The 24719-nt window shown below is 67.5% G+C and carries 22 protein-coding genes and 7 pseudogenes; 8 read left to right on the top strand and 21 right to left on the bottom strand.

The features are described from left to right. Positions 1–39 precede the first annotated feature (39 nt). Complete coding sequence (locus ACFV8T_RS26330) at positions 40–369, top strand: hypothetical protein (RefSeq protein WP_385331868.1); 330 nt, start codon at positions 40–42, stop codon at positions 367–369. 607 nt (positions 370–976) lie between these two features. Then, the gene (locus ACFV8T_RS26325) at positions 977–1528 is read left to right on the top strand and encodes a YciI family protein (RefSeq protein WP_385332187.1); all 552 of its coding nucleotides are present in this window, start codon (positions 977–979) and stop codon (positions 1526–1528) included. A gap of 254 nt (positions 1529–1782) precedes the next feature. On the opposite strand, the gene ACFV8T_RS26320 is transcribed toward ACFV8T_RS26325, so the two are convergent. Continuing rightward, positions 1783–1947 carry a hypothetical protein gene (locus tag ACFV8T_RS26320; RefSeq protein ID WP_385331865.1) on the bottom strand — a complete coding sequence of 55 codons (165 nt, stop codon included), beginning with the start codon at positions 1945–1947 and terminating at the stop codon, positions 1783–1785. Between the two features lie 11 nt (positions 1948–1958). Next, positions 1959–2441, bottom strand: a complete 483-nt coding sequence (locus tag ACFV8T_RS26315) for a DnaB-like helicase C-terminal domain-containing protein (RefSeq protein WP_385331862.1) — start codon at positions 2439–2441, stop codon at positions 1959–1961. A gap of 942 nt (positions 2442–3383) precedes the next feature. On the opposite strand from ACFV8T_RS26315, the pseudogene ACFV8T_RS26310 reads away from it, so the two are divergent. After that, a pseudogene (locus tag ACFV8T_RS26310) lies at positions 3384–3690 on the top strand (site-specific integrase); the annotation flags it as partial. 976 nt (positions 3691–4666) lie between these two features. Continuing rightward, a complete protein-coding gene (locus ACFV8T_RS26305) occupies positions 4667–4882 on the top strand; it encodes a hypothetical protein (RefSeq protein ID WP_385331859.1) in 216 nt (71 codons plus the stop codon). A 564-nt stretch (positions 4883–5446) separates the two neighbouring features. On the opposite strand, the gene ACFV8T_RS26300 is transcribed toward ACFV8T_RS26305, so the two are convergent. From ACFV8T_RS26300 to ACFV8T_RS26265, 8 genes and pseudogenes are all read right to left on the bottom strand, one after another. After that, complete coding sequence (locus tag ACFV8T_RS26300; protein WP_385331857.1) at positions 5447–6358, bottom strand: phosphatase PAP2 family protein; 912 nt, start codon at positions 6356–6358, stop codon at positions 5447–5449. A gap of 96 nt (positions 6359–6454) precedes the next feature. Then, a complete protein-coding gene (locus ACFV8T_RS26295; RefSeq protein ID WP_385331854.1) occupies positions 6455–7414 on the bottom strand; it encodes a hypothetical protein in 960 nt (319 codons plus the stop codon). Then, positions 7411–7752, bottom strand: a complete 342-nt coding sequence (locus tag ACFV8T_RS26290; protein WP_385331852.1) for a PadR family transcriptional regulator — start codon at positions 7750–7752, stop codon at positions 7411–7413. Before ACFV8T_RS26290 ends, ACFV8T_RS26295 begins: the two co-directional genes overlap by 4 nt. Positions 7753–8146: 394 nt before the next feature. Then, a complete protein-coding gene (locus ACFV8T_RS26285; RefSeq protein ID WP_385331849.1) occupies positions 8147–8662 on the bottom strand; it encodes a GNAT family N-acetyltransferase in 516 nt (171 codons plus the stop codon). A gap of 133 nt (positions 8663–8795) precedes the next feature. Next, the gene (locus tag ACFV8T_RS26280; protein ID WP_385331846.1) at positions 8796–9320 is read right to left on the bottom strand and encodes a hypothetical protein; all 525 of its coding nucleotides are present in this window, start codon (positions 9318–9320) and stop codon (positions 8796–8798) included. A 271-nt stretch (positions 9321–9591) separates the two neighbouring features. Continuing rightward, the gene (locus tag ACFV8T_RS26275) at positions 9592–10542 is read right to left on the bottom strand and encodes an SDR family NAD(P)-dependent oxidoreductase (protein WP_385331843.1); all 951 of its coding nucleotides are present in this window, start codon (positions 10540–10542) and stop codon (positions 9592–9594) included. A 418-nt stretch (positions 10543–10960) separates the two neighbouring features. Next, positions 10961–11266 (bottom strand): annotated as a pseudogene (locus tag ACFV8T_RS26270) (MarR family winged helix-turn-helix transcriptional regulator); the annotation flags it as partial. Between the two features lie 122 nt (positions 11267–11388). Then, on the bottom strand, positions 11389–12876 hold the full coding sequence (locus ACFV8T_RS26265; protein WP_385331840.1) for a carboxylesterase/lipase family protein: 1488 nt from the start codon (positions 12874–12876) through the stop codon (positions 11389–11391). A gap of 86 nt (positions 12877–12962) precedes the next feature. Here ACFV8T_RS26265 and ACFV8T_RS26260 point away from each other — a divergent pair, with 86 nt between their 5' ends. Next, a complete protein-coding gene (locus ACFV8T_RS26260) occupies positions 12963–13565 on the top strand; it encodes a TetR/AcrR family transcriptional regulator (protein WP_385331837.1) in 603 nt (200 codons plus the stop codon). Between the two features lie 470 nt (positions 13566–14035). After that, positions 14036–14386, top strand: a complete 351-nt coding sequence (locus ACFV8T_RS26255) for a TSUP family transporter (protein ID WP_385331834.1) — start codon at positions 14036–14038, stop codon at positions 14384–14386. A gap of 117 nt (positions 14387–14503) precedes the next feature. On the opposite strand, the gene ACFV8T_RS26250 is transcribed toward ACFV8T_RS26255, so the two are convergent. Next, the gene (locus ACFV8T_RS26250; protein ID WP_385331831.1) at positions 14504–14905 is read right to left on the bottom strand and encodes a protein phosphatase; all 402 of its coding nucleotides are present in this window, start codon (positions 14903–14905) and stop codon (positions 14504–14506) included. Positions 14906–15012: 107 nt separating this feature from the next. Beyond that, positions 15013–15445: pseudogene (locus tag ACFV8T_RS26245) on the bottom strand (hypothetical protein); the annotation flags it as partial. A 117-nt stretch (positions 15446–15562) separates the two neighbouring features. Here ACFV8T_RS26245 and ACFV8T_RS26240 point away from each other — a divergent pair. Further along, positions 15563–16516, top strand: a complete 954-nt coding sequence (locus ACFV8T_RS26240) for an IS481 family transposase (protein ID WP_385331829.1) — start codon at positions 15563–15565, stop codon at positions 16514–16516. A 22-nt stretch (positions 16517–16538) separates the two neighbouring features. Here the strand turns inward: ACFV8T_RS26240 and ACFV8T_RS26235 are convergent, their stop codons facing one another. Next, entirely contained in the window at positions 16539–16976 is a 438-nt protein-coding gene (locus ACFV8T_RS26235) for a hypothetical protein (protein ID WP_385331827.1), read from the bottom strand. A gap of 199 nt (positions 16977–17175) precedes the next feature. Between ACFV8T_RS26235 and ACFV8T_RS26230 the strand changes: the two are divergent. Further along, positions 17176–17442, top strand: a pseudogene (locus tag ACFV8T_RS26230) (DUF6112 family protein); the annotation flags it as partial. Positions 17443–17971: 529 nt separating this feature from the next. On the opposite strand, the gene ACFV8T_RS26225 reads toward ACFV8T_RS26230, so the two are convergent. The 8 genes and pseudogenes from ACFV8T_RS26225 to ACFV8T_RS26190 all read right to left on the bottom strand — a co-directional run. Next, the gene (locus tag ACFV8T_RS26225) at positions 17972–18580 is read right to left on the bottom strand and encodes an IS3 family transposase (protein ID WP_385331824.1); all 609 of its coding nucleotides are present in this window, start codon (positions 18578–18580) and stop codon (positions 17972–17974) included. Further along, complete coding sequence (locus ACFV8T_RS26220) at positions 18577–18882, bottom strand: transposase (protein WP_385331822.1); 306 nt, start codon at positions 18880–18882, stop codon at positions 18577–18579. The genes ACFV8T_RS26225 and ACFV8T_RS26220 overlap by 4 nt, the downstream gene beginning before the upstream one ends. Positions 18883–19087: 205 nt before the next feature. Further along, entirely contained in the window at positions 19088–19246 is a 159-nt protein-coding gene (locus ACFV8T_RS26215) for a hypothetical protein (RefSeq protein WP_385331819.1), read from the bottom strand. 233 nt (positions 19247–19479) lie between these two features. After that, positions 19480–20277, bottom strand: coding sequence for a hypothetical protein (locus ACFV8T_RS26210; protein WP_385331816.1), 798 nt, complete (start codon positions 20275–20277; stop codon positions 19480–19482). A gap of 507 nt (positions 20278–20784) precedes the next feature. Next, a pseudogene (locus tag ACFV8T_RS26205) lies at positions 20785–21114 on the bottom strand (IS110 family transposase); the annotation flags it as partial. Between the two features lie 524 nt (positions 21115–21638). Next, complete coding sequence (locus tag ACFV8T_RS26200) at positions 21639–22262, bottom strand: histidine phosphatase family protein (protein ID WP_385332184.1); 624 nt, start codon at positions 22260–22262, stop codon at positions 21639–21641. A 632-nt stretch (positions 22263–22894) separates the two neighbouring features. Beyond that, positions 22895–23704, bottom strand: a pseudogene (locus tag ACFV8T_RS26195) (IS5 family transposase). 56 nt (positions 23705–23760) lie between these two features. After that, a pseudogene (locus ACFV8T_RS26190) lies at positions 23761–24446 on the bottom strand (transposase); the annotation flags it as partial. Positions 24447–24719: the final 273 nt, after the last annotated feature.

Raw genomic sequence — 24719 nt, 5'->3', positions numbered from 1 at the left:
CGTGCGGGATCGGGACGGGCACGTCAGGAAGGCACTGTCGTGAGCAGCCACTCCTCGTGGGAGTCCCGCAAACTCCGCTACTGGGCCGAGTGCAGCGGGCAGTCCCGCCGCGCCGGCCTTCGAACCCGCCACCCGGCACCCGCGGCCTTGCTGGCGCAGATGCGGCTGGACAGTCGGGTCCTCGAGCAACTGGGCACCACTCCGGATCTGTGCGCGCACCCCTTCGGCATCGCCTCACTGACCGGCTCCGGCACGTCCCTCACCCTGCATCTCGACGCCTGCATGGGCCAGGAACAGTTGATGAATGCCGACGGCGGCTTGGAGGTGCATCCGGCTGGAGTGAGTAGCCCGACGCCCCTGCTCCTGTAGATGAAGCGCACCTGCTCGCCCCAGGCATCTGCCTCCGATAGAGGCAGTTCAGTTTTGTGCTCGGGCCTCGGTGCTCGGTGTTCTTCCAACCCGGCAGGGGGCGAGAGAGCATCGGATCGCTCTCGACCTTCTTCTGAGTGAGCTTCATGCCCTCATTGATGAGGGCATCCCACTTCTCCGTGGCGAACTCCACCCGGCACGGCAGCTCTTTGATGACGCGGTGGTCCACGGTCAGGTGCAGGACCGCGTGGCGTCCCTGCTGCTTACCATCGGCCTGCTCGGGATACAGAGTCATCAACACCGCATCCCCGGTCTTCAGCGATCTGGCGAGCGGCTTTCCGCGCAGCGCTCACCTCTCCCTCTGCAGGAGTCCGCCCCAGGGACGCCGACAAGACTTCCCGCATGTCGCTCGTTTCTCGTTCGCCCAGAGCCGCCAGCAGGCACTGTCGGGACGAATCAACCATGGAACCCGTGGGAAGAGTCCGCTGCTTGGGTGTGGCCACGCTTCGTGACGGCCGTCTTAGGGAAGGACCCCGCCTGCGGAGCGTGCGGTCATCGTCGCGAAAGCCTCTTGAAGTGCTGCCGTACGTTGGAGAAGGTCATGGGCATGGAGTTCTTCTGCTACCACCGCGACCGGCCCGACTCCCTCACCCTCCGCAACGAGCTGCTGCAAGAGCACTGGTCGTACATGGACCAGTACGCCAAGGAGATGATCGCTCGCGGCCCGGTCTTCGCCGCCGACGGCGAAACGCCCACCGGCAGCGTACACATCGTCGACCTGCCGGATCCCGCTGCTGCCCGCGCGTTCGCCTTCAACGAGCCCAACTACCAGGCCGGTGCGTACCGTGATGTGCTGCTGCGCCGGTGGCACAACATGCTGGGACGCACCATGTGGGACTTCCCGGGTGGCCCGGCCGGCGACAACCGGTACCTGGTACTCGGCCTCGGCTCGGGTCAGCCTGCCGACCTCGTCCCACCGCCCGACCGGGACGAACTGATCGCGTTCGGGCCACTGCTGGCCGACGACGGCGACACCTGGCTGGGTACAGCCGTGCTGCTCAGTGCTCCGAACCCGGACACGGCACGCGCCGTCCTTACTCCGGACAGGTACGCCGACATCGAGGTGCACCACTGGGAGTTCGGCGGGCGGCGCTCATGAAGCAGGGAAGCACCGCGCCGCCGACGCCTGCCGGTTGGCTCAGGAAGCACGATTTCAGCCGGTTCTTGAGGTTGCCACGTGCCTCGTCGATTGCTTTCCTGGCTGTCTCCAGGTTGCGTGCCGGCGCGGCCGCCGGGCCGGTCCGCGGGTACGCGCTGGCCAACTGAACCTGCGGGGGGCGAGCTCATCCCGCATCGCGGCGAGGCACTGACCAAGTGTGGTGTGCTCTTCCACGGTGAGCTTCTTTTTCGTCATCAACCGATCTCCCATTCGCGCTCGGGACTCTCGACGATGCCTACTGCGTCGTCGAGAAGATTTCCGAGGAGGTCGTTGATCACGCTGGGCTTGTCGGAAGCTGCCTGATCCGTGGTGGTGTCGGTCCTGATCCCCCTTGGGCGTTGCGATGGCGTACTGAGCATGAGCTACACGATCAGGCCTGATGCGGCACGACCTTCGAGGTGTTCTGGTAGTAGGTGCGCGGCAGCACCTCCCAGGCGACGGTTGTGGTCTCGGTCGGCCCGAGCCTGCTCTTGGCAACCTTCAGCGTGGCGGTTGCTGTTTGACGGTCGGGGTCGACCATCGCGAAGACGTCGCAGTCGTACTCAAGGGCTCCGTCGGAGCGCAGGTCTGCGATATTCAGGCTGGCGTTCTTCGTCCTGCGGAGCACCACCAGGACGGGCAGGGACGCCCGCAGGGCGAGGGAAAGGAGATCGCGACCGGCATTCTCAACGGCTTCTTCGCGGGCTGCGTGGGTGGTGGCCCGCCCCCAGTGGAGCCGGGAGAACTGGTCGATGATGACCATCCCCGTCTTGCTGCCCTTGGAGGCAAGGTCGTAGTCGACCTCGTCAGGGAGCTCGGCGGGGCGCCGTACGTCCAGGGTGCCGTCCCAGTGCGGTGACCAGCTGGGGAACAAGCAAAGGGGGTTCGCGCCGCTCTTCGCTGCACGCTGTGCAATGTGGAACGGTGTCTCGCCGCCCGGCTCCCAAGGCAGGGCCAGAACCGCGAAGCGTTTGCGGCCGAGCTCCATGTCGAGGACTTCGTTCAGGGCCGGCCAGGGGGTTAGCGGATGTTTCGCACGTTCGCTCGCACGCTGTCTCTTCTCCGCCATCCACTCGTCGCTGCCGAGCCTACTGTCCACGAACTCTCCAAGGGGGGTTGCTGTTCGGAGCCGGTCCAAACAATCCGACCGGCTCCGAACAGCGTGTCAAAGCACAGAGCGTCACGAAGGCTTTTCGGCCGCTCTGGGAGAGCAGAGGGGGCAGGACGTGTAGGGCCAGCCAGGCCAGCTGCGATGACTGGCCCGGCGATCAGTCAGAACGGAGGGAAAGCGCCCGCGTTCTCAAGGTCACGCCGCTCTGCGGCATCCTCAGTACAGTCTGGACAGAGGGTCTGGCCGTGGGCAAGTTTCCGACCGTACATATTGCCGCGGCCGCTCCGCTCGTCGTTCGCTCTCCTGCCGGAGCGCGGTAACCCACAGCGGGGGTGACCGTTCCGTGCACGCGCGGGCTGGACCCTCGCTGAGGGCCGACCGCCACATCACCGATGCAAACGAGGACGCCCTGCCGTTCAGCGCTACGACCTCGGCCGGCCCGAAGGCCGACCGTCACGTGAGAGCCCATCCAGGTCCTTTCCCGCGGCCACTACCGGGCTCTCGTCTCCGGCGACCTCTGTGTCACGTCCAGCGTTTTGAGCAAGAGCCGACTGGACCCTCTGATCCGGCGAGGGCACTGTGGGTGATCACGACTGACGGTGATCTGACCTCACCGCTCGGATTCGGTTTCGGGTTGCCTGCTCACGGACGTGGCAGCGGGCATTCCGGAGAGTGAGTGTCCGCTCCGCCTGTCTCACGTACTGTTTCAACATCCAGGAGTGGAAGCCCGCGCTTACGGCCGCTGGCCCACATCCCCGACGCCGGGCCCGACAGCAAGCGCGCATCGGCACGCGAGCACGGCATGCACACGCTGAGGTACTTCTACGCGTCCGTTCTGCTGGACGCCGGGGAGAGCATCAAGGCCGTCAGCCAGTACCTGGGGCACACCGACCCGGCGCTGACGCTTCGGGTGTACGCGCACCTCATGCCGTTCAGTCAGGAACATACGAGGAAGGCCGTCGATCATATGTTCCGTTGGAGCGTCAAGTCGCCTTCAGATACGGAAGACTGACGCCATGCAAGAGACACTGTCGCAGTCGCCTTGATCACGGCGCTCTCCACACTCTTCGCGGCTGGCTTGACCAGGGCCATCACCCTCCGGTTGCAGCGTCGGCAGGCTGCAGTTGAACGACTGCGTGCCCGTGAGGAGGCACGTCGTACGGCGTATGCCGGCTCGCTCTCCGCATCGACAGAAGCGTGGTTTGCGATCGACGCGATGTGGAGGCTTGTACCGCCGCAAAACGTGGCCGACCCGATGGGCCCCGGAGGTCGGCGAAGGCCTATCGGCTCTCAAGCGACTCGACCAGGCCCTCCACGTTGCCGGCCTGCACGGCCCGCCGTCCATCGATACGGAGGCAGCTGAGCTCTACTTCCGCGCAAATGCGGAGTTCGAGGTCATCCTGCGGGTACTGGGAGACAACGTCGGCGACAGTCGGAAGGCTGTGGAACTGTGCGATCCCGAGCAGGGCCCAAATTTCACGATGCGCTTGTTCAGACGTACCGCCTTCACAGCCGCAGCCCGACAAGCGATCGAGAATGCGAACTGACGGCCCCAAGACCGCCCAGTCGCTCGAAGCGGGCCCCCTATCAGCGCCAAACGCGCAGGTGGGGCCCGTTAATGCCTGATGGCTGCCAGTTCTCCGGGATTTCAGACGTCGACCAGTTCCAGGGCCTGTTTCAGGTTGTGCTCGGCGAGGCCCGCCATGAACGCCTGGTCGGGGAGTCCCCGTCGAGCACCCGCAGCTGCCCCACCGCCAGCGCGAGCCTCGGTGCGAGCCACCGACGCACTGACCGGCCCAGACGGTGACCAGCCCTCGCTTCTGGCCTGGGCGCGCACCCACCTGCGCGACGGCATTGCGACGGTCTGCTGATACCTGCCTGAGTTGAGCGCACTGTGCCGCCCCGGACTCGCACCCGCACTCGCACCCGCCGGCTCGGGGCGGTCGCAGTGGACCCTCAACTCAACGGAGCAGGAGAGGAGATGGGCCGTGGTGTCGAACGGCAAGTTCTACGAGGCAGACGTCCCGATACACAACACCGCCGACCCGGCCCGCCGGGCGCTGCACGTCTTCACCGGTGAGGCGGACTCCCCCACCACGGCCCCGCGCCGCGCGCACGAGGTGTACGACGCCGCGCTCGCCGCGCACACGGCCGGACAGTACGACGCCGCCCACCGCACGGCGAACCTGGCGGAGACGAGCTGATGGAAACCAAGCCCTTCAGGGTCGAAGGCTTCCTCGTGGTCACCGACACCACCACCCGGTAGCACCACCCCGAGCACCGTACCCCGCCCTTCCCGGCCCGGCGCTCCGCACGTTCCCACCCTTCATCCCGAGCAGGAGACCTCCTTGCACCCGATCCGCCTGATCTCGTTCGGCTACCGGCACCGGCCCGCACGGCTCCTCCGTCCCGCCCGCCGCCGACCACATCGAGGATGTCCGTGACCGGCTCCGCGACGCGGCCGCCGTCCGGGACATCGTTGACCTGGACGGCTTCCGCCCCCGCGGCCAGGGCGTCGTCCTCAACACCCCCGGCGCCCACGAACTGCTCGCCAACCTCGCTGACCGCGCGACTCTGCCCGCCGGACCCCGCAGCATCGCCATCGGATGCGCAGGCGGTCGCCACAGGCCTGTTGACCGGACCACGGGAGGACACGCCGGGCGGGAGCGCATCCCCGCACGGGCGTCGACGGCTTCTCGACTGGGCGGTGAAGTCGGACCGCCGCTTCGCCAGGATGCGTCGGTTCCCGCCCGGAGTCGGCCGGGTGGTCACCCCAGTGCGGGGCGTGTGCGGCGTGCGGTGTGTGCGGGCCCCTCCGCTGTGGTGAACCAGAACAGGGTCGCGCACAGGAAGGCCGCTGCTGCAAAGACCAGCGATTGTGTGACGGAGTCGTCCCGCGCGCCGGCGAGGAGCGCGCCGGCCGCTGACAGTGCCAGGGCGACCGCCGGCAGCGCGCGAGGGCGGCGCGTGACGTCTGGTGCGGCGACGGGTGGCAGCAGCCGGGCCGCGAGGCAGTAGCAGGCGCAGGCCAGCAGTGTGGAGCCCAGTACGTCGCTGGGCCGGTGGTGGTAGGTGGCCTGGACGGCGCCGGCGGTGACGGCGAGCCACAGCATGCCGGCCGCGGTGGCGTAGGGGCGGATGCGGGGGGAAGCGATGAGGGTGGCGCCGAGGGCCAGCCCGGCGGGGATGGCCACGTGTCCGCTGGGGAAGCTCGGCTCGATGAGCGAGACGTGCGCGTCCACCAGATCGGGGCGGGGCAGGATCATCCTGGTGAGTTCCTTGCTCCCGAGCGTGACCACGACGATCCCGGTCGCCGCGCAGCCTTGCCACCAACACCTCCGCACCAGAGTGACGGCCGCGATGACCGCGATGCCCACGAGCAGCGTGGGCATGGCGGTCTGTTCCAGCGGCGGCATGGCCGATGAACCGTAGACCGCCCCCGACCAGTCGTAGATCCATGCCGGTTTGGCGTCGTATCCGCTGAGCAGGGCGTTCTCCGCCCGTTGCCCGAACGGGGTGCAGACAGCGATCAGGTAGACCACCAGGAACAACCCCACGAGGCACAGCGGAGCCGGGACTCGTAGCCGTACCGCCCGCGCAGGGCTGGGTTCGGCCGTGGTGCCCGGGTCCTGGCCGGGGTCCGGGTGCGTGGGCAGGGTCGAGGGATCTTGCTGAGTCATCGTTTTCTCTGTCTTCGTGCGGGAGCAGTGCGGTCACGCGCCGCTTCGGGCGCGAGGTGGGACGGCAGGTCCGGTCGGCCCGCCGGTGGTCTGCTCCTAATCGAGGAGCGCCCGGCTCTGCCGGCGCTGGGCGGCGATCACCAGGACCGGGAGGGGAGCGATGAGGAGGAGAAGGACAACCAGGTCCGGCAGGGACTGCATGAACCAGTTCGGCTGGATGACGATCGCCTGTGTGCGGATGAACGCGAACGTCACGACGGGGATCAGCCACCGGTAGTCACCGGTTGCGGCCGTCGCCACCCACGCGGCGATCAGCGCAGCGACTTCGAGTGCGAACATGCCGCGTTGGAAGGCCGGACTGATGGAGATGATGTGCAGTCCCCCGGCCACGGACATGGCGAGCACGACGGGGACCAGCCAGCGGTACGAGCGGCGCCGCAGCCGGGTGGGACGGCAGGCCGCCAACACGGCGCATGCGGTGCACAGTGCCCCGGACAGCACCAGGTCATGGGCCGTTATCGGGGCGCCCAGCCCGTAGTAGCCCAGGCCCACCTTGCCCTCGTCGCCGAAGAGCGTATTGCTGTTGAACGTGGCACCGGCGCAGACCATCGCGGCTGCGGCCGGCAGGGCGATCCACGGCTTGCCACGCAGCAGGGCGATCAGGCAGGCCAGCGGAAGCAGCCCGTAGGGCAGGAGCCGGGTCCGCGTGCCGGGACCTTGCGCCCACGGGAACCAGCCGGAGAAGTGGAAGGCGATGGCATGCCCGCCGGGATCGATGCGCAGTCCCCAGTGCCACACATCCTGCAGGTACGGCACCAGCGCCAGCGCGGCAAGGACGAGAGCGGTCAGATGGATGCCGTCCAGCCACCACGGCCGGGCCGTGTCGTCGACGACGGCACGGGCGCGGGCCTGCGCCCCGGCACGCGCCAAGGCGACGACCTCCCGCGGCGGGGGCCAGGAACGGCCGGGATACGCCTCGGCCAGGCAGGCCAGCAACTCCTCACCCTGCCGGGAACGGTAGGGCTCGGGATAGGCCCAGAGCAGCAAACGGTTCATGCCGGGGCCGCCCCGACATCGCGCGAGCGTCCGATGACGATGGCCGCCGCCTGCTGCATCCGCAGCGCCTCCCGGCCGAGCGCCTCGGTGCCGTCCTCCGTGAGCCGGTAGTAACGCCGCGCCCGCCCGTCCACGATCTCCTCATGGCCGGCGGCCACCAGCCCGGCCCGCTCCAACCGCTCCAGCGCGCCATAGAGGGTGCCGACAGCGATCCGGAGCCGCCCGTCGGTGGCCTGCTCGGCAGCCTTGATGATGCCGTAACCGTGCAACGGTCCGTCCATGAGTGCAGCAAGGATGAAGTACTGCGGTTCCGTCAAGGACGGGTTCTGCCTTGTCATACGTCGAGCATATATCGAGCTACGAAATATACTTGCCAGACCTGGGTGATCACGGCAGCGCCTCCACGCCCGCAGCGAGCGTCCCCCTCTCCCGACCGGCGGGCGCGACGGCGGTCTCCTCGACGCACCCGCGCGGCGTCGGCAGATGCTCACCGCGACCCGGTCCGGGCCGAGCGGAACGTCATTCCCACCGTGTCCGCCGGCCCCGTCTTGTTGAACGACACTGAAAGTGCCGACAGGTGCGGCACTGAGGATGCCGGCGAACGAGGACGAAATGTCCCGCCGGGAGTGATCCCAACGGGGCGGTCGTCGGCGAGGTGTCGTCTTGGTCGGCAAGGTGTCGGGGCGGCTCACGCGGGCTTTGTGCGTCACCTGGCAGCCCGGTGTCCGGACATCACCTTCGCGTGAGGGCAGTGCTGGCGTCGATGACCCAGTGATTGGTTCGTAGAACTCGGTCCGCGAATGTCACATTTCGTTCGTCGACGAGCTGGAAGCCGAGAGAGCGGCAGATGCCGTTCGAAGGGCCGTTGCTCGTTGCCGGAAATGCGTGCACGAGCCCCCAGCGGTCCTCGTCCCGTGCCTGTTCGAGCAAGGTGCGGACTGCGAGTTTGCCCAGTCCGCGTCCCTGGAATTCCGGCAGGACCATCCATCCGATCTCCGACATGGGCCCGTCCTCGGCGTCGTGGGACCATATGGTCACTGTTCCTGCCACGACTTCAGGCGCGGCGGGGTCAGGGATGATCATCTTGGTCCAGTCATGATCTGCCACTGCCTTGTGGACGTCTCGTCGGACTTTGTCCTCCATGCCTTCGCGTGGCAGCGGTCCGCCGAGGTCGGCCATCATGGCGGGATCGCACCGCATCCTGACGTATGCATCGACATCGTCAAGTTGGACGTTGCGCAACTGCACTGGCTTCTCCTTGGTTACCTTGGCTCCTCAAATGATCCGACATGACAACCATCGGCGGTCTCGTGTCTCCTTTGCGCGGTCTGAAGCGGCCCTTCGCCGGCTCGGCAGCCAATCCGCCTACGGAACCCGCGGATCAGTCGAGGATCTCGGTGACGGCGGACTGAACCGCTTTGTCGTCGACGATGAAATTCCCGGTGGCGAATGTGGTGACCGGGGCTTGCGGGCAGAGGTTGTCGACCGCGCGGGAAAAGCCGCGGGCGGTGGTGTGGACGAGCGTGATGGCGTCCTCGGTGAACAGCTGGTCGGCCCGGCCGGCCAGTCCGAGGTGGCGCTTGATGCAGCTGGCGTGGGTCCAGGCGGTGGCGGTATCACGGCTGATCCCGAGGAGTTCTGTGAGGACCGCGGCGGGCAGTTGAGTGGCGGGTCCCATCAGGGCGGAGGTCCGGCCCGGACGGGAGTAGGTGCCCTGCCGCCTGAGACGGGACCCCAGGTGGTAGCTGTGGTAGCTGCTGAGAGGCTGGCCGGGGAAGAGCCGGGGCGGGTCGGAGGAGGTGCCGATCGTGGTGTGTCCGTGGCGCCGCGCGAGGAGCTTCCGGGTGAGGTTGTCCAGAGGATCAAGTTCCTCGTGGTCACCAACACCACCGCCCTGTAGCCCCACCCCGCAGCTCCGCGCCCGCCCCTCCCGACCGGGCGCGGAGCTCCGCGCGTGCCCGCCATTCACCACCGAGCAGGAGGCTCCTTGCCCCCGATCCGTCTGATCTCCTTCGGCTACCTCCACTTGTCCACCGGCCCGGACGGCTCCCTGTCCCGCCTGCCGCCGATCGGATCGAGGACGTCCGCGACCGGCTCCGTGACCCAGCCGCCGCCCGCGACATCCTCGGCCCCAGGAACTGCTCGACAACCTGTTGGCCAACGCGCGCGTGCCTGAGCTATCCGGAGATGGCGCAGGGGTCGGCGCCGGTCAGATCACAGCTTGCGTCCCACAACCGTGCCGCGACGGAGGGGGCGGCGAGGTGGTTCCACACCGGTTCACGTCGGGGCTCGCCGCGCAGGCCGAAGACGCGCGGTCCCCACAGTTGGCCTCCACGCACGGCCGGGTCGAGCACCGCCCGGACCGCGGGCCATGCGCCGGCGTGCTTGCCCTGGACGAGGAGAGCCGCAGGTGCCGCGCTCAGCCGTGCGCCGGTGGTTCGCACATGGACCGGTGGCCGTGACGGGGTGAGAGAGTCCAGCGCGCCGCCGGGATGGACCACCACGCTCGCCACCGTGCTGCCGACAGCGCGCAGACGGCGGTCGAGTTCGACGCCGAAGTACATCTGGGCCAACTTGGAGCGTCCGTAAGTACGCTTGGGCTGGTAGTCCCTCCGGGACTGCAGGTCGTCGAGGTCGAGCCGCTCGGACTTTGCCGCGAAGCTGCCCATGGTCACGACGCGGGCCGCCGGCGCAGCCGACAGCAGCGGCATCAGCCACTGGGTCAAGACGAAGTGCCCGAGGTGGTTCGTGCCGAACATGAGCTCGTGACCGTCCCCGGTCTCCTTGCGCGGCGGATCGTCAAGTGCGACGCCGGCATTGTGGACTACCGCGTCGAGGCGTTCCACCTTCAGTGATTCCACCGCTGTTTCGAGGGACGAGAGGTCGGCAAGGTCCAGCCGTACGGCCCGCACCCGTGCCCCGGGGACACGCGCACGTATCGAGGCCGTGGCGGCTTCGGCCTTGGCGGGATTCCGGCTGCCGAGTACGACGGTGGCTCCGGTTGCCGACAACTGCTCCGCGACGAAGTACCCGATGCCGGCGTTGCCGCCGGTGACCAGGAAGACGCGGCCATCGGCACCGGGCAGTCGTTGGACATTCCAGCGCGGGGTTGAGGATGTGGACGACATGGCGACAAGGGGTCCCTTGCTGTTGAAGGCGGCTGTGGCTGCTCCCTTGGGCAACTCGACACCCACGGTTCCAGCGGCCGCCGATACATCGCCTATGGATCACCGACAGTCTCGCCTGACGGCCGACACCCCGGGGACACGGTGCTGGACCCTCGCCGCCCCGTACCGCTCGACGGACACCCGTACGTGCGCTGCGGCCAGGAGGGCGATGACCAGTGGCTGCCCGAGATCAGCCGAGGGCGCTGACGGGCTGCTCGGCAGCGCCCCCTACCGTCCCGAGTTCCGCATGCTCTCGCTCGACGGGAACGTCCTGTGCTTCGCGACGCCAGGGGAGCACGACGTCAGCGCCTCCGTGCCGACAGCGCCGCATCGTTCGCAAGTCCTGCCGAATGGGTGGCGAGCCGGTGGAAGCGGGGGATCAGTTCTCCTCGTCGTCGAGTAGGGCGAGTCGGGTCGTCACATCGTCGGCGAAGCGGGCCAGGAGGCGGACGAGGTCGTCGCGGTCCTGGTGGGGCCAGTCGGCGAGGGCGTCGGTGAACCAGCCGAACAGGAAGGTGAGATAGCGGTTGACGGCCTCGGTGCCGGCGTCGGTGGGTTCAATGAGTCGGGCCCGGCCGTCGTGCGGGTCGGGGATACGGCGGACGAGTTCGCGCTTCTCCAGGATCTGGACCTGGCGGGTGATGTGCGGGCCCACGACCTGCATGCGGTCGGCGATCTCGCCGATCCCGCGGTGCGTACGTGATCCCCCGCTGCTCTGCGGCTGGTGTCCGAGCCAGGGCACCGGGGCCATGATGGGCACCTCTGTGCCCCGCTGGTCGGGAAGACCCAGACAGACTGGATCCTCGTCTACATGAGGTCAAAGGGGGCCGGGTCGTGTCGCTCCCAGATCTGGCGAGAGGCCACTTCTGGGTACGGCAAGGTCTTCGACTCGATATCCAGGACGCGAGTCAGCTGTCGCTCGGGCCGGTGGGCGGGCCACCCGGGGTCGCCGGCCGTGGCGAAGCGGACCCATCCCCGCTGCATCTCCCGGGATACTGCCGAGACCTCCGGCGTCGGCCGGTCGCCGAAGAAGTGCCGGCCGGCGGGGCTGTCCAACGTGCCGAACGCCAGGGGAACGTCGAGGCTGTGGCAGGCGCCCAGGACTCCGCCGGACGCCGGAGCCGCCAGTTGCAGCTCGAAGAGAAACGACGTGCCTCCAGCCGCTTGGTTCGCCTGGGCCAGCCGCAGTGAGGGCATCCGGAAGAGGGCATCGGAGTACACCAGTTCAAGCAGTTCTTCAGGGGTGGCCTGCGGGTAGGCGGCACGATAGGCGTCGGCGCCGTCTGGTGCCGGGGCGAACAGATCCAGGGCCGTATGGACCTCGTCCTCAGTGAAGGTGCCCAGCCGCCCCATCATGACGCTGAACAGCCGGAATTCATCGCGGGTGTGGCCGACGAGGAGCTCGATTCCGCCTGTGCGGCCGCCGGCCAGCGCCCTCCAGGGCGTTTCGGTGAGCACCACGCCGTCGAGGACCGGGCACACGGCGACACCGATCTGCGAGAGCCGGCCCCAACTCTTGTGGTGGCCGGGAAGGTCGACACCAAGGGCGGTGAGCTCGCCGGCCAGGCGCAAGGGGTCGATGCCGGACAGGGCTTCGACGTCAGGTGTCGCACCGACCCGGCCCGCGAGCGCGGCGGCAACTTCTTCCGCCAGTGCGCGGGTGCACAGCGATCCCGGCACCGAGTGCACGATGGCCCTGCGGAACAACCCGTGCGCCCGCTTCATCGTCAGCAGAGCCGCGATCGACCCCGCCCCGGCGGACTGTCCCGCTACCGTGACCTGGTCAGGGTCTCCGCCGAAAGCGGCGATGTTGCGATGTACCCATTCCAAGGCCGCGATCTGGTCGAGAAACCCGCGGTTGGCCGGGGCGCCCTCGACAAGAGCGAAACCCTCGGCTGCCACCCGGTAGTTGATGCTTACCACGACCAGGCCCGCACTGGACAGGGCCGCAGGGTCGTACATCGGATCGCTGGAGGCCCCTGCGATGTAGGCACCACCGTGGATCCACACCAGCACAGGCAGCGCGGCCGTCCCCAGGGCCGGGGTGCTGACGTTGAGCGTGAGCCAGTCGTTCCCGACTGAGCTCTCGGCCGTCGGTCCCGCCTGCGGAACCACGGGGCCGAACTCGGTCGCCTGCCTCGCCCCGTCCCACCCCTTGGCCGGGGCAGGCGCCTGGAAGCGCAGCAACCCGATCGGCGGCTGAGCATAGGGGATGCCACGGAACACCGCATGCTCTCCCCGCCAGCGCCCTTCGACGAGGCCCGCCGCAGTCCGTGCTCTTGGTCGTTCGGACATGCCACATCCTTCCTCCACGAACGGACTCCCAGCTTTTACCGGTCAGCTGTAATATGTCAACTGTATTGAAACAAGGAAGGCCAACGATGCCCAAGCAAGTGGATCACCGCGAACGCCGCGAGACGATCGCCCGAGCACTGTGGCGCGTAGTGGAACAACGCGGCTTCGCGCACGCGAGCGTGCGCGAAGTAGCCCAGGAAGCGGGCATCTCCCACGGCGCGGTGCAGCACTACTTCGCCACCCGAGAAGAGATGTTGGTCTTCGCCATGGACTTCGCGTCCGAACAGACATCACTACGCGTCGCCGAAGGCGTCAGAGAACTCGGCAACCCACCACACCCCCGTGACATGCTCCGAGTGATGCTTACGGAGATGCTCCCGCTACATCCCGACGCACGCGCGACGAGCCGGATGAGCGCCGCCTACGTCCTGGAGGCACTGCACAACGCGAACATCCATACACGGGCACGCGACGGGCTGACTCATGGCCGCGACCTCATCGAGCAGATCGTCCGCCAGGCAATCACCGATGGCCACATCAGCCCCGACCGCGACCCGGCGACAGAGACCAACCTGCTCCTGACACTCACGGGCTTGACCCCACTCATCGAACTGAGCGTGATCGAGCCCCAAGAGGCCCTAACCGCCGTCGACCAGCACCTCGACCGACTGTTCACCAACAAGACCTGACCGCACCAATCGCCGGCGGTCACGTTCCGGGACGGAGGCTCGAAGCGCGCGGGTTCGCAGAATCTGGCAACGGCCTGACGGAGAACCCGTCCACCAATCTGGTGTCTCCGACGTAGAACGGCTGGTTTCGGCCCGGCTGGCTGTATGGGCCTGGGGATGGGTGCCGGTGTTCAGAGGGCCGAACGAATCTTGAGCGGGAGCCCGGTTCCCTTCGCCGAAGATGGGGCTGTGTCATAGCGGGCCGGAACCGCTACCGGCGAGGATGCCCGTCGTGACCACGGACCAGAAGCTCGCTCCACCCCGCTCGACGCACCCAACACCGGTGGCGTTCGGGGCAGGCGCGGCCATCGGTGTGCTGGGCGGGATGATCGGGCTGGGCGGTGCGGAGTACCGCCTGCCGCTGCTGAGCAGCCTTTTCGGATTCGCCGCGTTCTCAGCTGCTGCTGTGCGCTCAGATGCCCTGCGAAGTCGTGGCCGGCTTCGGCATCGGCGCGGTCGCGGCGATCACGGGCGTGGCCGGCGGCGAGCTCCTGATCCCGACGCTCGTGCTGCTCTTCGGGGAGGGCATCAAGGCCGCCGGAAGCCTCTCACTGCTTGTGTCGCTGCTGACGATGCTGGCGGCCTTCGCTCTCTACAGCCGCGACGGCAGCCTTGCCGTTCTCGGCATTAACCTCCGCTTCACCTTGATCACGGCGGCAGGCTCGATCGTCGGCGCCGTGCTGGGCGGCCTGCTCGTCGGCGTATTCCAGGACGTGGTGCTCATCCCCGTGCCGGCTGTGATCCTGCTGGTTTCCGCGGTCAGTCTCGCTCGTCACGACTGAGTCTGCCAAGACGCCCGGACAGCGCCCCGGCGCTGGTTCCGGGGCCCGCACCAGCTGCCACGCTGCGAACGAGCAGGCCGTGCCCTCAGCCTGGTCTTCAGCCTCCGGTACTGCTGGTCAGGTGGGGGTTTCGAGTCCGGCCAGGAGGTAGGCGACATCGAGTCCAGTGGTGAGGTACTGCTCGAAGGTCCGGTTGTTCAGGACCCAGGGTGATCGTCGCTGTCGGATGAGGTCGATGGCCGTGGTTGCGTCCTGGCCAAGCTCGATCAGGGTCTGTGCAACGACAAGGGCCGAGCGGTTGTAGCCGGAGTGGCAGCGCACGAGAACGGTGCGGTCATTCTGTACGGCCCCTGCGGCGGTGACGGCCAGCCGTTGGGCCGAGTGGAGCTGCTCGGCTGTGAGCGGGGCATCGGGGATCCTGCTGATCAGATGCTCGACTCCGGGGGTCGGTCCGTGGCCTGTTCGAGTGAACAGGCTGATGACCAGGTCGAATTGATCTTCGACAACGGCAGTCTGCACAGTGCCGTCGGGGCTGGCCCAGAAGTGTCCGCCAATCCATAACCGCGGCCTGACTTCGTTCCACGGTGCTTGTGGTTCGGGGGCATCGCGGTCCTTCTGACGTGTCCTCACCGGCGCTCCTCTCCCAGAGGACCAACGACACGGTCAGGCGCTCGTGTTCCCTGTTCGATGCGTTGCCGTCTTTCCCTGAGCGTCAGGTCACGGAGTTCGGTCTTGCCGACATCGAGGCGTGGCGCCCGTTGTCGGTCGGTGGAGCCGGGCGGTCTGCCGGGGCCGGATCGTCCGGTTTTCGTGGCCTTGGCCGGGAGGAGGGACTTCGCACGGATGTTCCTGAACCCTCGCCGGACTCGCGCCGGGGTGAGACGTCCCGGCGCAGCGGCCTTTCCCCAGGAGCGGCGGAGGTCGGTGGCGAGCGGTCGGGCGAGGCGGATCTGGGTGTGGGCCGCGATCACGAGCCGTGCCCAGCGGTCGGCCGCTTCGGGGATGCGGAGGGCGGGTCCAGCCGAGGGTCTGCTTGAACAACCGGAAGGTGTGCTCTAGGTGTTCTGTCCACGGAGGTTGGTGACAGGGTTCACGGCTGATTGATCTTGAAATGGGTGAGGGCCTTCTGGCCTGGTGTGGATTGCGACATCTGCACCGGCGACCAGAAAGGCCCTCGTGCCCCACCGTAATGCACCCCTGACCGAGACCGGACGGCTACGTCTGGCCCGCTGCGTGGTCGAGGACGGCCGGCCCCTGCGGAGGGCCGCCGAACGCTTCCAGGTCTCCCCGACCACGGCCAGGCGGTGGGCCGACCGCTACCGCGAGCTGGGCCAGGCGGGCATGAGTGACCGCTCCAGCCGCCCGCACCACAGCCCGCGCCGGACCCCGACCCGCACCGAGCGCAGGATCATCAAGGTCCGCGTCCTGCGCCGCTGGGGACCGGCCCGCATCGCCTACCTCCTGGGCCTGAACCCGGCCACCGTCCACCGGGCCCTGACCCGCTACCACCTGGCCCGCCTGACCCACCTGGACCGTGCCACCGGCCGCGTCATACGCCGCTACGAACGCAACCGGCCCGGCGAACTCGTACACGTCGACATCAAAAAGCCCGGCAACATCCCCGACGGCGGCGGACACAAAGCCCCCGGGCGCCAGGCGGGCCGCAAGACCCGCTCCGGCACCGGCTACAGCCACCTCCACAACGCCGTCGACGACCACTCCCGCCTCGCTCACAGCGAGATCCTCGCCGACGAGAAGAAAGAGACCGCCGTCGCCTTCTGGCAACGGGCCCACGCCTTCCTCACCCAGGCCGGGATAACCGTCGAACGCGTCCTGACCGACAACGGCTCCTGCTACAAGAGTCACCTGTGGCGCAACTCCCTCACCGCTCAGGGCATTTCACACAAGCGAACTCACCCCTACCGGCCCCAGACCAACGGGAAGGTCGAGAGGTTCAATCGCACCCTCCTGGACGAATGGGCCTACGCACAGCCCTACCGGACCGAGGCCGACAGACGCGCCGCCCACCCGGCCTGGCTGCACACCTACAATCACCACCGCGGACACACCGCGCTCAAGGGCCAACCACCCCCCAGCCGCGTCCCCAACCTCACGGGTCAGTACACCTAGGGATCCGGCCAATGGCTTCGGGTCAGGTCCGCTTGCGGCTCGCGATCTCGTCAGAGAGCTGCTGCACGTGGGCGGGGTCCGCGTCCCGGGCAAGGGCGACGTAGTGGTCCATGACGGCCGGCCGGTAGCGCACGGGCAACGTCTGTCCTGGGGCGAGTCGGGTGAGCTCGGTGATCGTGAGGTCTTCGTCTGCGATACCGCGGAACGAGACGCCGTCGGCGGTCTCCACGTCGAACATCAGGACCACGCGTGGATTGTTGTTGACCTCCCGCCAGTCGACGAGAACGCCGAGCGCAAGCGCCCCCGTACGCAGTTCCGCATTGCGCTTCCGTGCATCACTGCTCAGGAACGGGTTCGGGGCGACGCCCGGGAAGTCGGGCCCGACGCCGAGCGATTCCCGACTCAGGTCGGGCCTGAGCTGCGCCATCAGATCGTTGAGCTTCTTCTTCGAACCGAACATCCTGACCCCTCCCTCACATCGGTGCCGGAATCTCGGCCCGGCGCTTCGCCTTCACTGCGATTGTACGTCGCGGCCATTCCCGACCTCCGTCGCATCGCCCCGTCCCGATGGGGTCGCCGTCTGCGGTCGCGGACGGGCTCGGTCGGTGCACCTGTCTGTCGGACGAGCCACGTCCGCACGCCGACAGGAGGACCAAGCCGTGATCGATATTGACCCCAGCAGTAGCGGGCTTCCGGGGATCGCGCAGTTGCGCGACATCGTGGGCGCGGTGATGACCGTCGGCCTGTTCCTGAGCGTGCTCGCGCTCATCATCTCGGCGATCGTCTGGGGTTTCGGAGCCAACAGCAGCAACCCTCATCTCGCGTCCCGTGGCAAGACCGGGGTGCTGGTCTCGTGCGGTGCCGCGATCCTGTGCGGAGCGGCGGTCACGCTGATCAACTTCTTCTGGACCGTCGGCCAGGCCGTGAACTCAGGCGGACATCCCGCCGTGCCGGCGTTCGCATCTGTCGTACTGCAAGTGCAGCCGGCGGAGGTCTTGCAGCGCAGCAACAGGGAATGGGTGCTGAACCCACTTCGCCCTATAGCCGTCCTCCCCGTGGAGCCGGACCACCGATTGAGCAGCCTCCAAGACGACGTGCCCAAGGAGGCTAAGGGGCTGAGTGGAGGTCCACGAGAGTGTGCCTGCCTGGTCCGGCGCGTCGAAGCTCGTGGAGATGTCGGGAAACCGGTAGATCGCGACTTGAACGTCTGAGCCTCTGCGGCGGAGAACCCACCTCACTTCGGCTGGCTCAAGATCGAAAGAGAAACGCTGGACGGAGGTGCGACCGTAGAGCCCTACGACACCGTGGAGCGCGTCTGCAAGGGCGTCCGTGCAGTAGCTCACGATGTCTTTCCGCTCCGATACGTCGTCCGCGATGCGGCAGGTTGCCCAACCACTACCACTGAGTTCCCAACTGAACTCAAGCTGACTCATCCCGCCCCCTGCCAGTGATCTCCTACCCAACGACGGTACAGCGGCGTTGAGGGCAGCCCTCACCCTCCCTTCGCGCTGGCCGTTGTACGCGTAGTTCAGAGAAGAGGACCGTCATGTCGTGTGGCGCCGTATCGGCACCCACTCCGTCCTCACCGGCCCCTGACCCGCACGTGCGAAGGGCCGGTTTCCCAGATTCGGGAAAACGGCCCTCACAACCACCCGGCGGGAGAACGCGTCGCGGATCACGGACAGCCACAACGGCCCCTCCCCGGTGGAGATCATGGTCAGGTCGGTAACCCACAGCCGGTTCGGCCCATTCGCGGTGCACCAGGTCAGGGGCCAGATCGGCGTCCGGGGCACGGCGAGTGAATCCCGTGCCCCGGCTGGGGCTGATCCCGGCCGGGCCGGCCTCCCGCATGAGCCGCCCGACGCGCTTCCTCCCGACGTGGACGCCCTCACGCTTGAGGACGGCGTGCACGCGAGGTGAGCCGTAGATCCCGCCGGACTCGTCGTGGACCTGCCGGATCCTCTCGGCCTGGCGCCACCGGCAGTAGGTGGAGGAGGGTATGTTCAGTTCCCGGAGTGCGGGCTCGACCCCCAGATGCGGGTGCTCGTCGACGAGCGCCGTCACCTGGGCCGGGTCAAGTCGAGCTGGGCCGCGAAAACAGCCGAGGCTGTCCGCAGGACCTCATTCGCACGCTTGAGCCGGGCATTCTCCTTGCGCAGGGCGGCAAGCTCCTCACGCTCGGCGGTGGTGAGCAGGTCGTCGCGTTCACCGGCGTCGTCCTCGGCCTGGCGGATCCGGTCGCGCAGGGCCTCGTGGTGCACGCCGAGTTCCTCGGTCATGCGGCGGATCACGGGCTTCGGCTCGGCGGTCCGGTACATCCGTACCGCACGCTCACGCAACTCCAGCGGGTACTTCGGCGCGGGCATCGTCCGGGCTCCTCTCATGAGACCCATCTGACCTTCTGTCACCCATCCCCGCATCTCGGGGGAACCTCACTGACTTGACAGACATCCCATGAGCTGGCATGTCAAACAGCGAGTGCGTGGGGCTGGCGGGACCAGGCGGTTGGCTCGTCGCGCGGCTGCCGGTCGCTCGGACCGAACGGATGCCCTAGCCTCGGCAGGTGACGCTCTACAGGCGCGACCACATGTACCGCCGGAAAGCCAGATACCGTTTCAGCCGGCCTGCGCTGCCGTCGGCAGGGCGTTCCTCGTCGGGCATCGTGGCGTCGCACAGCCCGGCGGTGGCACCGGACTTCCAGGATCTCCAGCCGTAGTGGGGGCGGTTCACGGTCGGTCCTCTGCGGCATGACGCTCAGCAGGGTGCCGCGTACCGCGGGGTCCCGCCGGGACTCGAAACCCTGCCGGTGAGTGCACGGTTGTCACCGGACCGGATTCCGGATCGCTGTGCCGGAATTCCTTATCGGCCATCTGCGGCTGCTCCATGGGTGATGTGCCTGGCAGTTCGGTGAGTGAATCGGGAGATGGGCGCCCAGGCCGACGGACGAGCTCGCCCAGCGTGCCTCAGCGCCCCTCGGAAGCTGCGTCGGCGCGGAAGACTGGCAGGCCCTCGCGCAGCCGTGCGAAGAGCAGGCCGGCCTCGAACATCTCCTCGTCCTCGTCGGCGTCCTCGTCGGCGGCGAAGACCTCGTCCACCAGGAACGCGCGCAGCTGCCCCTGCACGCCGTCCCCGTATCCCTGCTGGTAGTCGTCCAGGTCGAAGTAGAGGTCCGCCTCCACGGTCGCGATCGTCTGGTGGTCGTCCTCGATGACCAGGCGGGCGCGGATGGTGCCCGCGTGAAGCGTGCTGTCGTTGTAGTCGCCGTAGACGACGCCGGCCTCGATGTCGCCCATGACCAGCATCTCGCCGCTGGTGAGGACCCCCCGAGCCTTCACCGTGCCGCCGATCGCCACCACCGAGTAGGGGGCGCAGTCCGCCACTACACCTTCGACCGTCACCGATCCGGTGACCACGAAGGGCGCGCCCACGCCCAGGTCGCCCTTGACCACCAGGTCGCCGTGGTGGAAGAACGGGGTGTCCACTTGCTGGTCGCCGATCAGGGTGCGGGTCGTTCCGGTGTCGCCGAGAGTTTTGGCGCACATCTCTGGGACGTACCCGAGCAGATCGGGGTCGAGGGTGACACGCAGCTGGGCGACGAACTCCTGGTAGCTGTCGAGGTCCCACTCCACGAGATCGGCAAGCCAGCCGCTGTCGTCGGCCTCGAACGTGGCGGCCCGTTCGGCCCGCATCACCTCAACGGTCCGCCGGATCGCGGCCATATCGATGGGCAGCGGGGTGTCGCCGTTCTTGTTGTGCGCCATGACGTTCGCCTTGTCTGTGATCAGGGAACGGACCGGTGTGGCCCGCCCGTCGGGGTCACCCGCACCAGCAGGAGTGCAAGCAGCGAAGAAGCGAACCGCAGGCTATCGGCCCCGCTGCGAGCCTTGGCCGTCCGGGGGTTGCGGCGGCGGCAGGCAGGTGGCCGGGAGCGCTCTCGGCGGCTCTGGAGGGAGCTGCACACGCGCCGTCCCGCGCGGGCATCCATAGAAACCCTCAATGCGGTACTGAAGCCGGGCTGTGCAGGTCCACCGGCAATTGGTGTCATCGGCGTGACCGGAACGCCAGAACCCCAGTACCTCTCCAGGAAGGCACGCACATGACCATCAGGCCGTTTGCGCTGGTAGTACGCCTTCGTTGCCGGGCAGCTCTTCGGGCTCGACAGCGAGGAGAGGTAGAAGGCGCTGAGCAGGCCGCGGTGGAACCGGCGTGGTCGGCGCAGGTTGCCGCTGACGCGGCCGGAGTCGCGTGGGGCCGGCGTAGCCGGCGAGCCGGTCGGCGATGACGAAGGCGTCCTTGGCGTCTGTCTTGCCCTCGCCCCGGTAGGAGGCCGAGGCACGGTGCATGGTCAGGCCGGGGATGTAGACCATCGGCTGGTCGTGACCGAGCAGCAGCCCGATCAGCAGGGCGGCAGCACCGTGGTTGAGATCGACAGCCCACAGCACGTCGCTGTCGAGAGCCAGGACATCCCCGATCAGTTCCAGCAGGGCCGGTTCGTTGTTCAGGACCCGGCGGGACAGGAGTCGTTCGCCGTCCGTGTTGGACACCACGCAGTGGTGATGTTCCTTGCCGATGTCCAGTCCGGCCCATATCCGGCGCACGGCCACCTCCGCCGGCTCGTCGCTCTACCTCTGCCCAACAGACGACCTCGCCGACGTTGTCCTACACAGCGATCGAGTCGCATCTCCCAATTGGCGGTCGAGTCGTCGCGGAGCTCCGGGCGGCCAAGACTTGCCAGCCATCGGACGGCTACACCATGACAGCCATACCCAGAGTCCCTGGGTTCCGCTGATCTTACGAATGACCAGTTCGAACCACACCAGGGAAGTAGGGCCCTACCCATGAGCTGAAGTGTCAAGCGGCCAGTGCGTGGGCTCGGTGTGACCAAGCTGTCGCCTCGTCGTACGGTGTGCCGGTAGTGAGGCAGCCGTGCAGGATGCCAACGGGCCGGTTGGCGAGTTGGCGCAGGGCGGCAATTGAATTCGATACCGCAGGCGCGTTGCTGCTCGTAGTAGGCCCTGGCGCCGGAGGAGACCCGCAGCGCGGAGAATGCCTGGGCGATCAGGGCATCGATGAGTCGGTCGTTGCGAACAACCGCCCTCCGCCGTCTCGCATCGTTGCCTGGTCAGATGTGGAGTTCGGGTGGAAAGCCCGTCCAGCGCAGTTCTGCAGGCAGGTGCCGCATGTCGTTGTAGAACAGCACGGAGGACGGCCTGCCGGGTGCGTAGCGGATGACCGTCAGAGCTGCGTTGGCGTGGTTGAGGCCCATCCAGCGCCACTCGGGCGCGTCGATCGCAGCCCGGATCAGCCATCCGATGAGGAAGTTGTGTGTGACAACCAGTTCATGGCGGGGGCGATCTCCGTCGACCGGACCTGCGAATTCTGCAAGTGCTTCCCGGGCCAGCGCTGGACCCCGGCTGCACTCCTCTTCCGGAACCTGAGCGAGGAAACCGAGCATGGCGTCGGCCGAATCCGGTGGCAGCTCCTCCTTCGTGGGCAGGTAGGGGACGTAGTCGCCGGCCAGTTCCGACTGGTGCAGTGGGACGGCGTCAAGTTGTGCGCCGATCAGCTGGGCCGTCTGCTGCGCCCGAGGCAGCGGCCCGTGGTGGATCAACGAGAGTGGGGTGCTCTGGAGCCGTTCACCGAGCAGAACGGCTTGGCGCCGACCGCTTTCCGTCAGGGTTGTCTCATCTGCTGATGCTTCACCGTGCCGAGCGAGGTAAAGGTATCGAGTGGCTGCGTCTGTCATGTCCCGGGGCTCCGTCGTCATCCGTGATCTCGTATGTCAGGGATGGACGCCGAGCCCTTTCTGCATGGTTCCGTCGCGGCTGTCCTGTCTCAGTTCTGCCTCACCGGAGGAAGATTGAGGGGCAAGAGGGCTTCGATCTGCCTGGCTGTGGCCTCGACGCTGGTGCTGATCCGTCTGCGGCTGGTGCCTCGCGGGGGCGCCCGCATCGGGAAGCGGCGGTGGAAGTCCGCGATGGCCTGCGCGACAGTCTGCGCGGGGAACCCTTGGGCGGGGCGGTGATGCAGACGACTGGGATGCGGTCGCTCCCGGGACAGCGCCGCCGAACCCGCAGCTTGTGCAGGCAGCCGAGCCGCTGGAGCACGGTGGTCTTCCCGGTGGTCCATTCCCTGAAGACGATGAGTCCGTGCTCGTGCTCGCGGCGACCTCACCGAGCCAGCCCTGTTCCTTGGTCTCCCGGAGGGGGTCGAGCAGGTTCGCGTGGTCTCCTCCAGCCAGGCGCCGGTCGATCGCCATGCGCCAACGAGTCTCCGTCCTATGGGCCATGTTCCGGGACGGCCGGCTCCACGAGAGGGAGTACAACCCCCGCGAGAAGGCGGCCGACGAGGCTCAGGCGGCTTGACCAAGAGGTCATCTCAATTGGTGAGTCTGCGGTAGCAATTGAGGGTGCAGGCGATGCTGGTGAAGGCGAGGAAGTGCTCGGCTTTGCGCTCGTAGCGTCGGTGGAGCCGGCGGCAGCCGGTGAGCCAGGCCATGGTGCGTTCGACGGTCCAGCAGTGGCGGCCCAGTCGCTGTGCGGACTCGACTCCTCTCCTCGCGATGCGGTGCTGGATGCCACGCGGGTGTAACCATCGTCGCAGGTGGGAGTAGTCATAGCCCTTGTCGGCGTGGAGCTTTCCGGGCTTGCGTCGTCGGCGTCCGCGGCGGGAGCGGATCGGGGGATATCCCTTGCACGAGGGGCATCAGGGCCTGGCTGTCGTGCAGGTTCGCCCCCGAGATTCCGACGGAGAGGGGCAGACCGGTCCGCTCTGTGATCAGGTGGATCTTCGACCCTTACTCGCCCCGGTCGACAGCATTCGGACCTGTCAGGTCCCCCTTTTCAGGGCGCGCATGTTCACCGAGTCGATCGCGCACCGGGACCAGTCCAACTGGCCGCGGGCGCCGAGTTCGTCGAGGACCGGGCGGTGGAGCTTGGCCCACACCCTGGCCTTCGCCCACTCGGAGAGACGCCGATGAGCCGTTGCCCCCGATGGCCCGAACGAAGCAGTGGGCAACTGCTGCCACGTGCAGCCTGACGTGGCCACAAACACGATCGCGGCCAGCACCTCACGATCACCATACCGACGCCGCCCACCACCCTGCGGCCGCGAAGGCACCTCCGGCACCACCCGCTGAAACAGCTCCCACAGCTCATCCGGCACCAGCCGCTCAACGATCCCCACCATGACCGGCAGCCTACCGACCTCGCCAAATGAGATGACTTCCAAACCCATTAGGAGTCGTGGAAGTAGGTCACGCCGTGGGTGCAGTGGGAGGTCGCCGGGACACGGTCGGGCCGGCCCTGCTCGGCCCAGCAGGATCCGCCGGTCGGGCGTATGCCGAGCGGCCCGAACTCGTCGAACGCGAAAACGCGGTCAGGGAAATGGTCCATGACGTGCTCGATCCGGTCCAGCTCGGCATCGCGGTCAGGATCGGTTGACTCCTTCCAGGTCTTGGTCCCTTCCAGGTCTTGGTCCGCTGAAAAGTGACGCCGCGTCGGGCGAGCAGGCAGCGCAGGGCCTCGCAACCGATACGGATCACCCGCCCGTGGACTCTGTGGAGATATGCGGCGAGCTTGCGGATCGACCACCGGATGGAGGGCTGGGCGAGCTTGGCAGGGCGGGTGGTGGCCGCCCGAACGACGAAGCCCTCTTCCTCAGAGCTGAGTTGGCGGGGACGGCCTCCCGCCCACTGAGGGTCCAGACAGGCCGGACCGATCTCGTTGAAGCGGTGAATGATGTCGCGCTCAGTGTCCTCGTCGGCCGCCACCAGCTGGGCGATCACTGGCAAGCAGTTCCCGCCGGCCGTGGCCAACAGCATCATCGCGCGCCGGTACCGCATCGAGCTGGTGCTGCCCCGCCGCACGATCTGCTGCAGCCGATGCCTCTCCTGGTCGGTCAGTCTGCGGACTCTGACCGGCTCTGTCACCACGCCTCCATGCACCAGATCGGATGTGTCCCCACATCCAACCGGCCCACGGCCGCTGACCGCCAAGCACAACCCGGTGAACCATCCCGGTCAGAGCACTAGTAGTGCTTGGTCATGTGCGGTCCGTGATGGCGTGTCTTCTTGATCGGTCGTTTCGTTGACCGTGTGTGCTGAGTGAGGAGTTGGCTGCGGTCCGGTGTGATCTGGAGGACTTCGCGGCGGAGATGTTCGAGCCGTTCGCGCGGGCGGATCAGCGGCGGTGGGGTGGGGTCT

Source organism: Streptomyces sp. NPDC059832 (genome assembly GCF_042731715.1).
Taxonomy (GTDB): Bacteria; Actinomycetota; Actinomycetes; order Streptomycetales; family Streptomycetaceae; genus Streptomyces.
Note: the sequence above shows the minus strand (reverse complement) of the source record. Positions and strands in the feature narration are given on the sequence as shown.

What these genes read in the sequence shown, in the direction of transcription:
- ACFV8T_RS26320 (WP_385331865.1), bottom strand. Translation starts at nt 1,947, where the DNA reads ATGCTCAGTACGCCATCGCAACGCCCAAGGGGGATCAGGACCGACACC.
- ACFV8T_RS26200 (WP_385332184.1), bottom strand. Translation starts at nt 22,262, where the DNA reads ATGACAGACGCAGCCACTCGATACCTTTACCTCGCTCGGCACGGTGAA.
- ACFV8T_RS26275 (WP_385331843.1), bottom strand. Translation starts at nt 10,542, where the DNA reads ATGTCGTCCACATCCTCAACCCCGCGCTGGAATGTCCAACGACTGCCC.
- ACFV8T_RS26260 (WP_385331837.1), top strand. Translation starts at nt 12,963, where the DNA reads ATGCCCAAGCAAGTGGATCACCGCGAACGCCGCGAGACGATCGCCCGA.
- ACFV8T_RS26300 (WP_385331857.1), bottom strand. Translation starts at nt 6,358, where the DNA reads ATGACTCAGCAAGATCCCTCGACCCTGCCCACGCACCCGGACCCCGGC.
- ACFV8T_RS26220 (WP_385331822.1), bottom strand. Translation starts at nt 18,882, where the DNA reads ATGCCCGCGCCGAAGTACCCGCTGGAGTTGCGTGAGCGTGCGGTACGG.
- ACFV8T_RS26290 (WP_385331852.1), bottom strand. Translation starts at nt 7,752, where the DNA reads ATGACAAGGCAGAACCCGTCCTTGACGGAACCGCAGTACTTCATCCTT.
- ACFV8T_RS26265 (WP_385331840.1), bottom strand. Translation starts at nt 12,876, where the DNA reads ATGTCCGAACGACCAAGAGCACGGACTGCGGCGGGCCTCGTCGAAGGG.
- ACFV8T_RS26210 (WP_385331816.1), bottom strand. Translation starts at nt 20,277, where the DNA reads ATGGCGCACAACAAGAACGGCGACACCCCGCTGCCCATCGATATGGCC.
- ACFV8T_RS26325 (WP_385332187.1), top strand. Translation starts at nt 977, where the DNA reads ATGGAGTTCTTCTGCTACCACCGCGACCGGCCCGACTCCCTCACCCTC.
- ACFV8T_RS26235 (WP_385331827.1), bottom strand. Translation starts at nt 16,976, where the DNA reads ATGTTCGGTTCGAAGAAGAAGCTCAACGATCTGATGGCGCAGCTCAGG.
- ACFV8T_RS26295 (WP_385331854.1), bottom strand. Translation starts at nt 7,414, where the DNA reads ATGAACCGTTTGCTGCTCTGGGCCTATCCCGAGCCCTACCGTTCCCGG.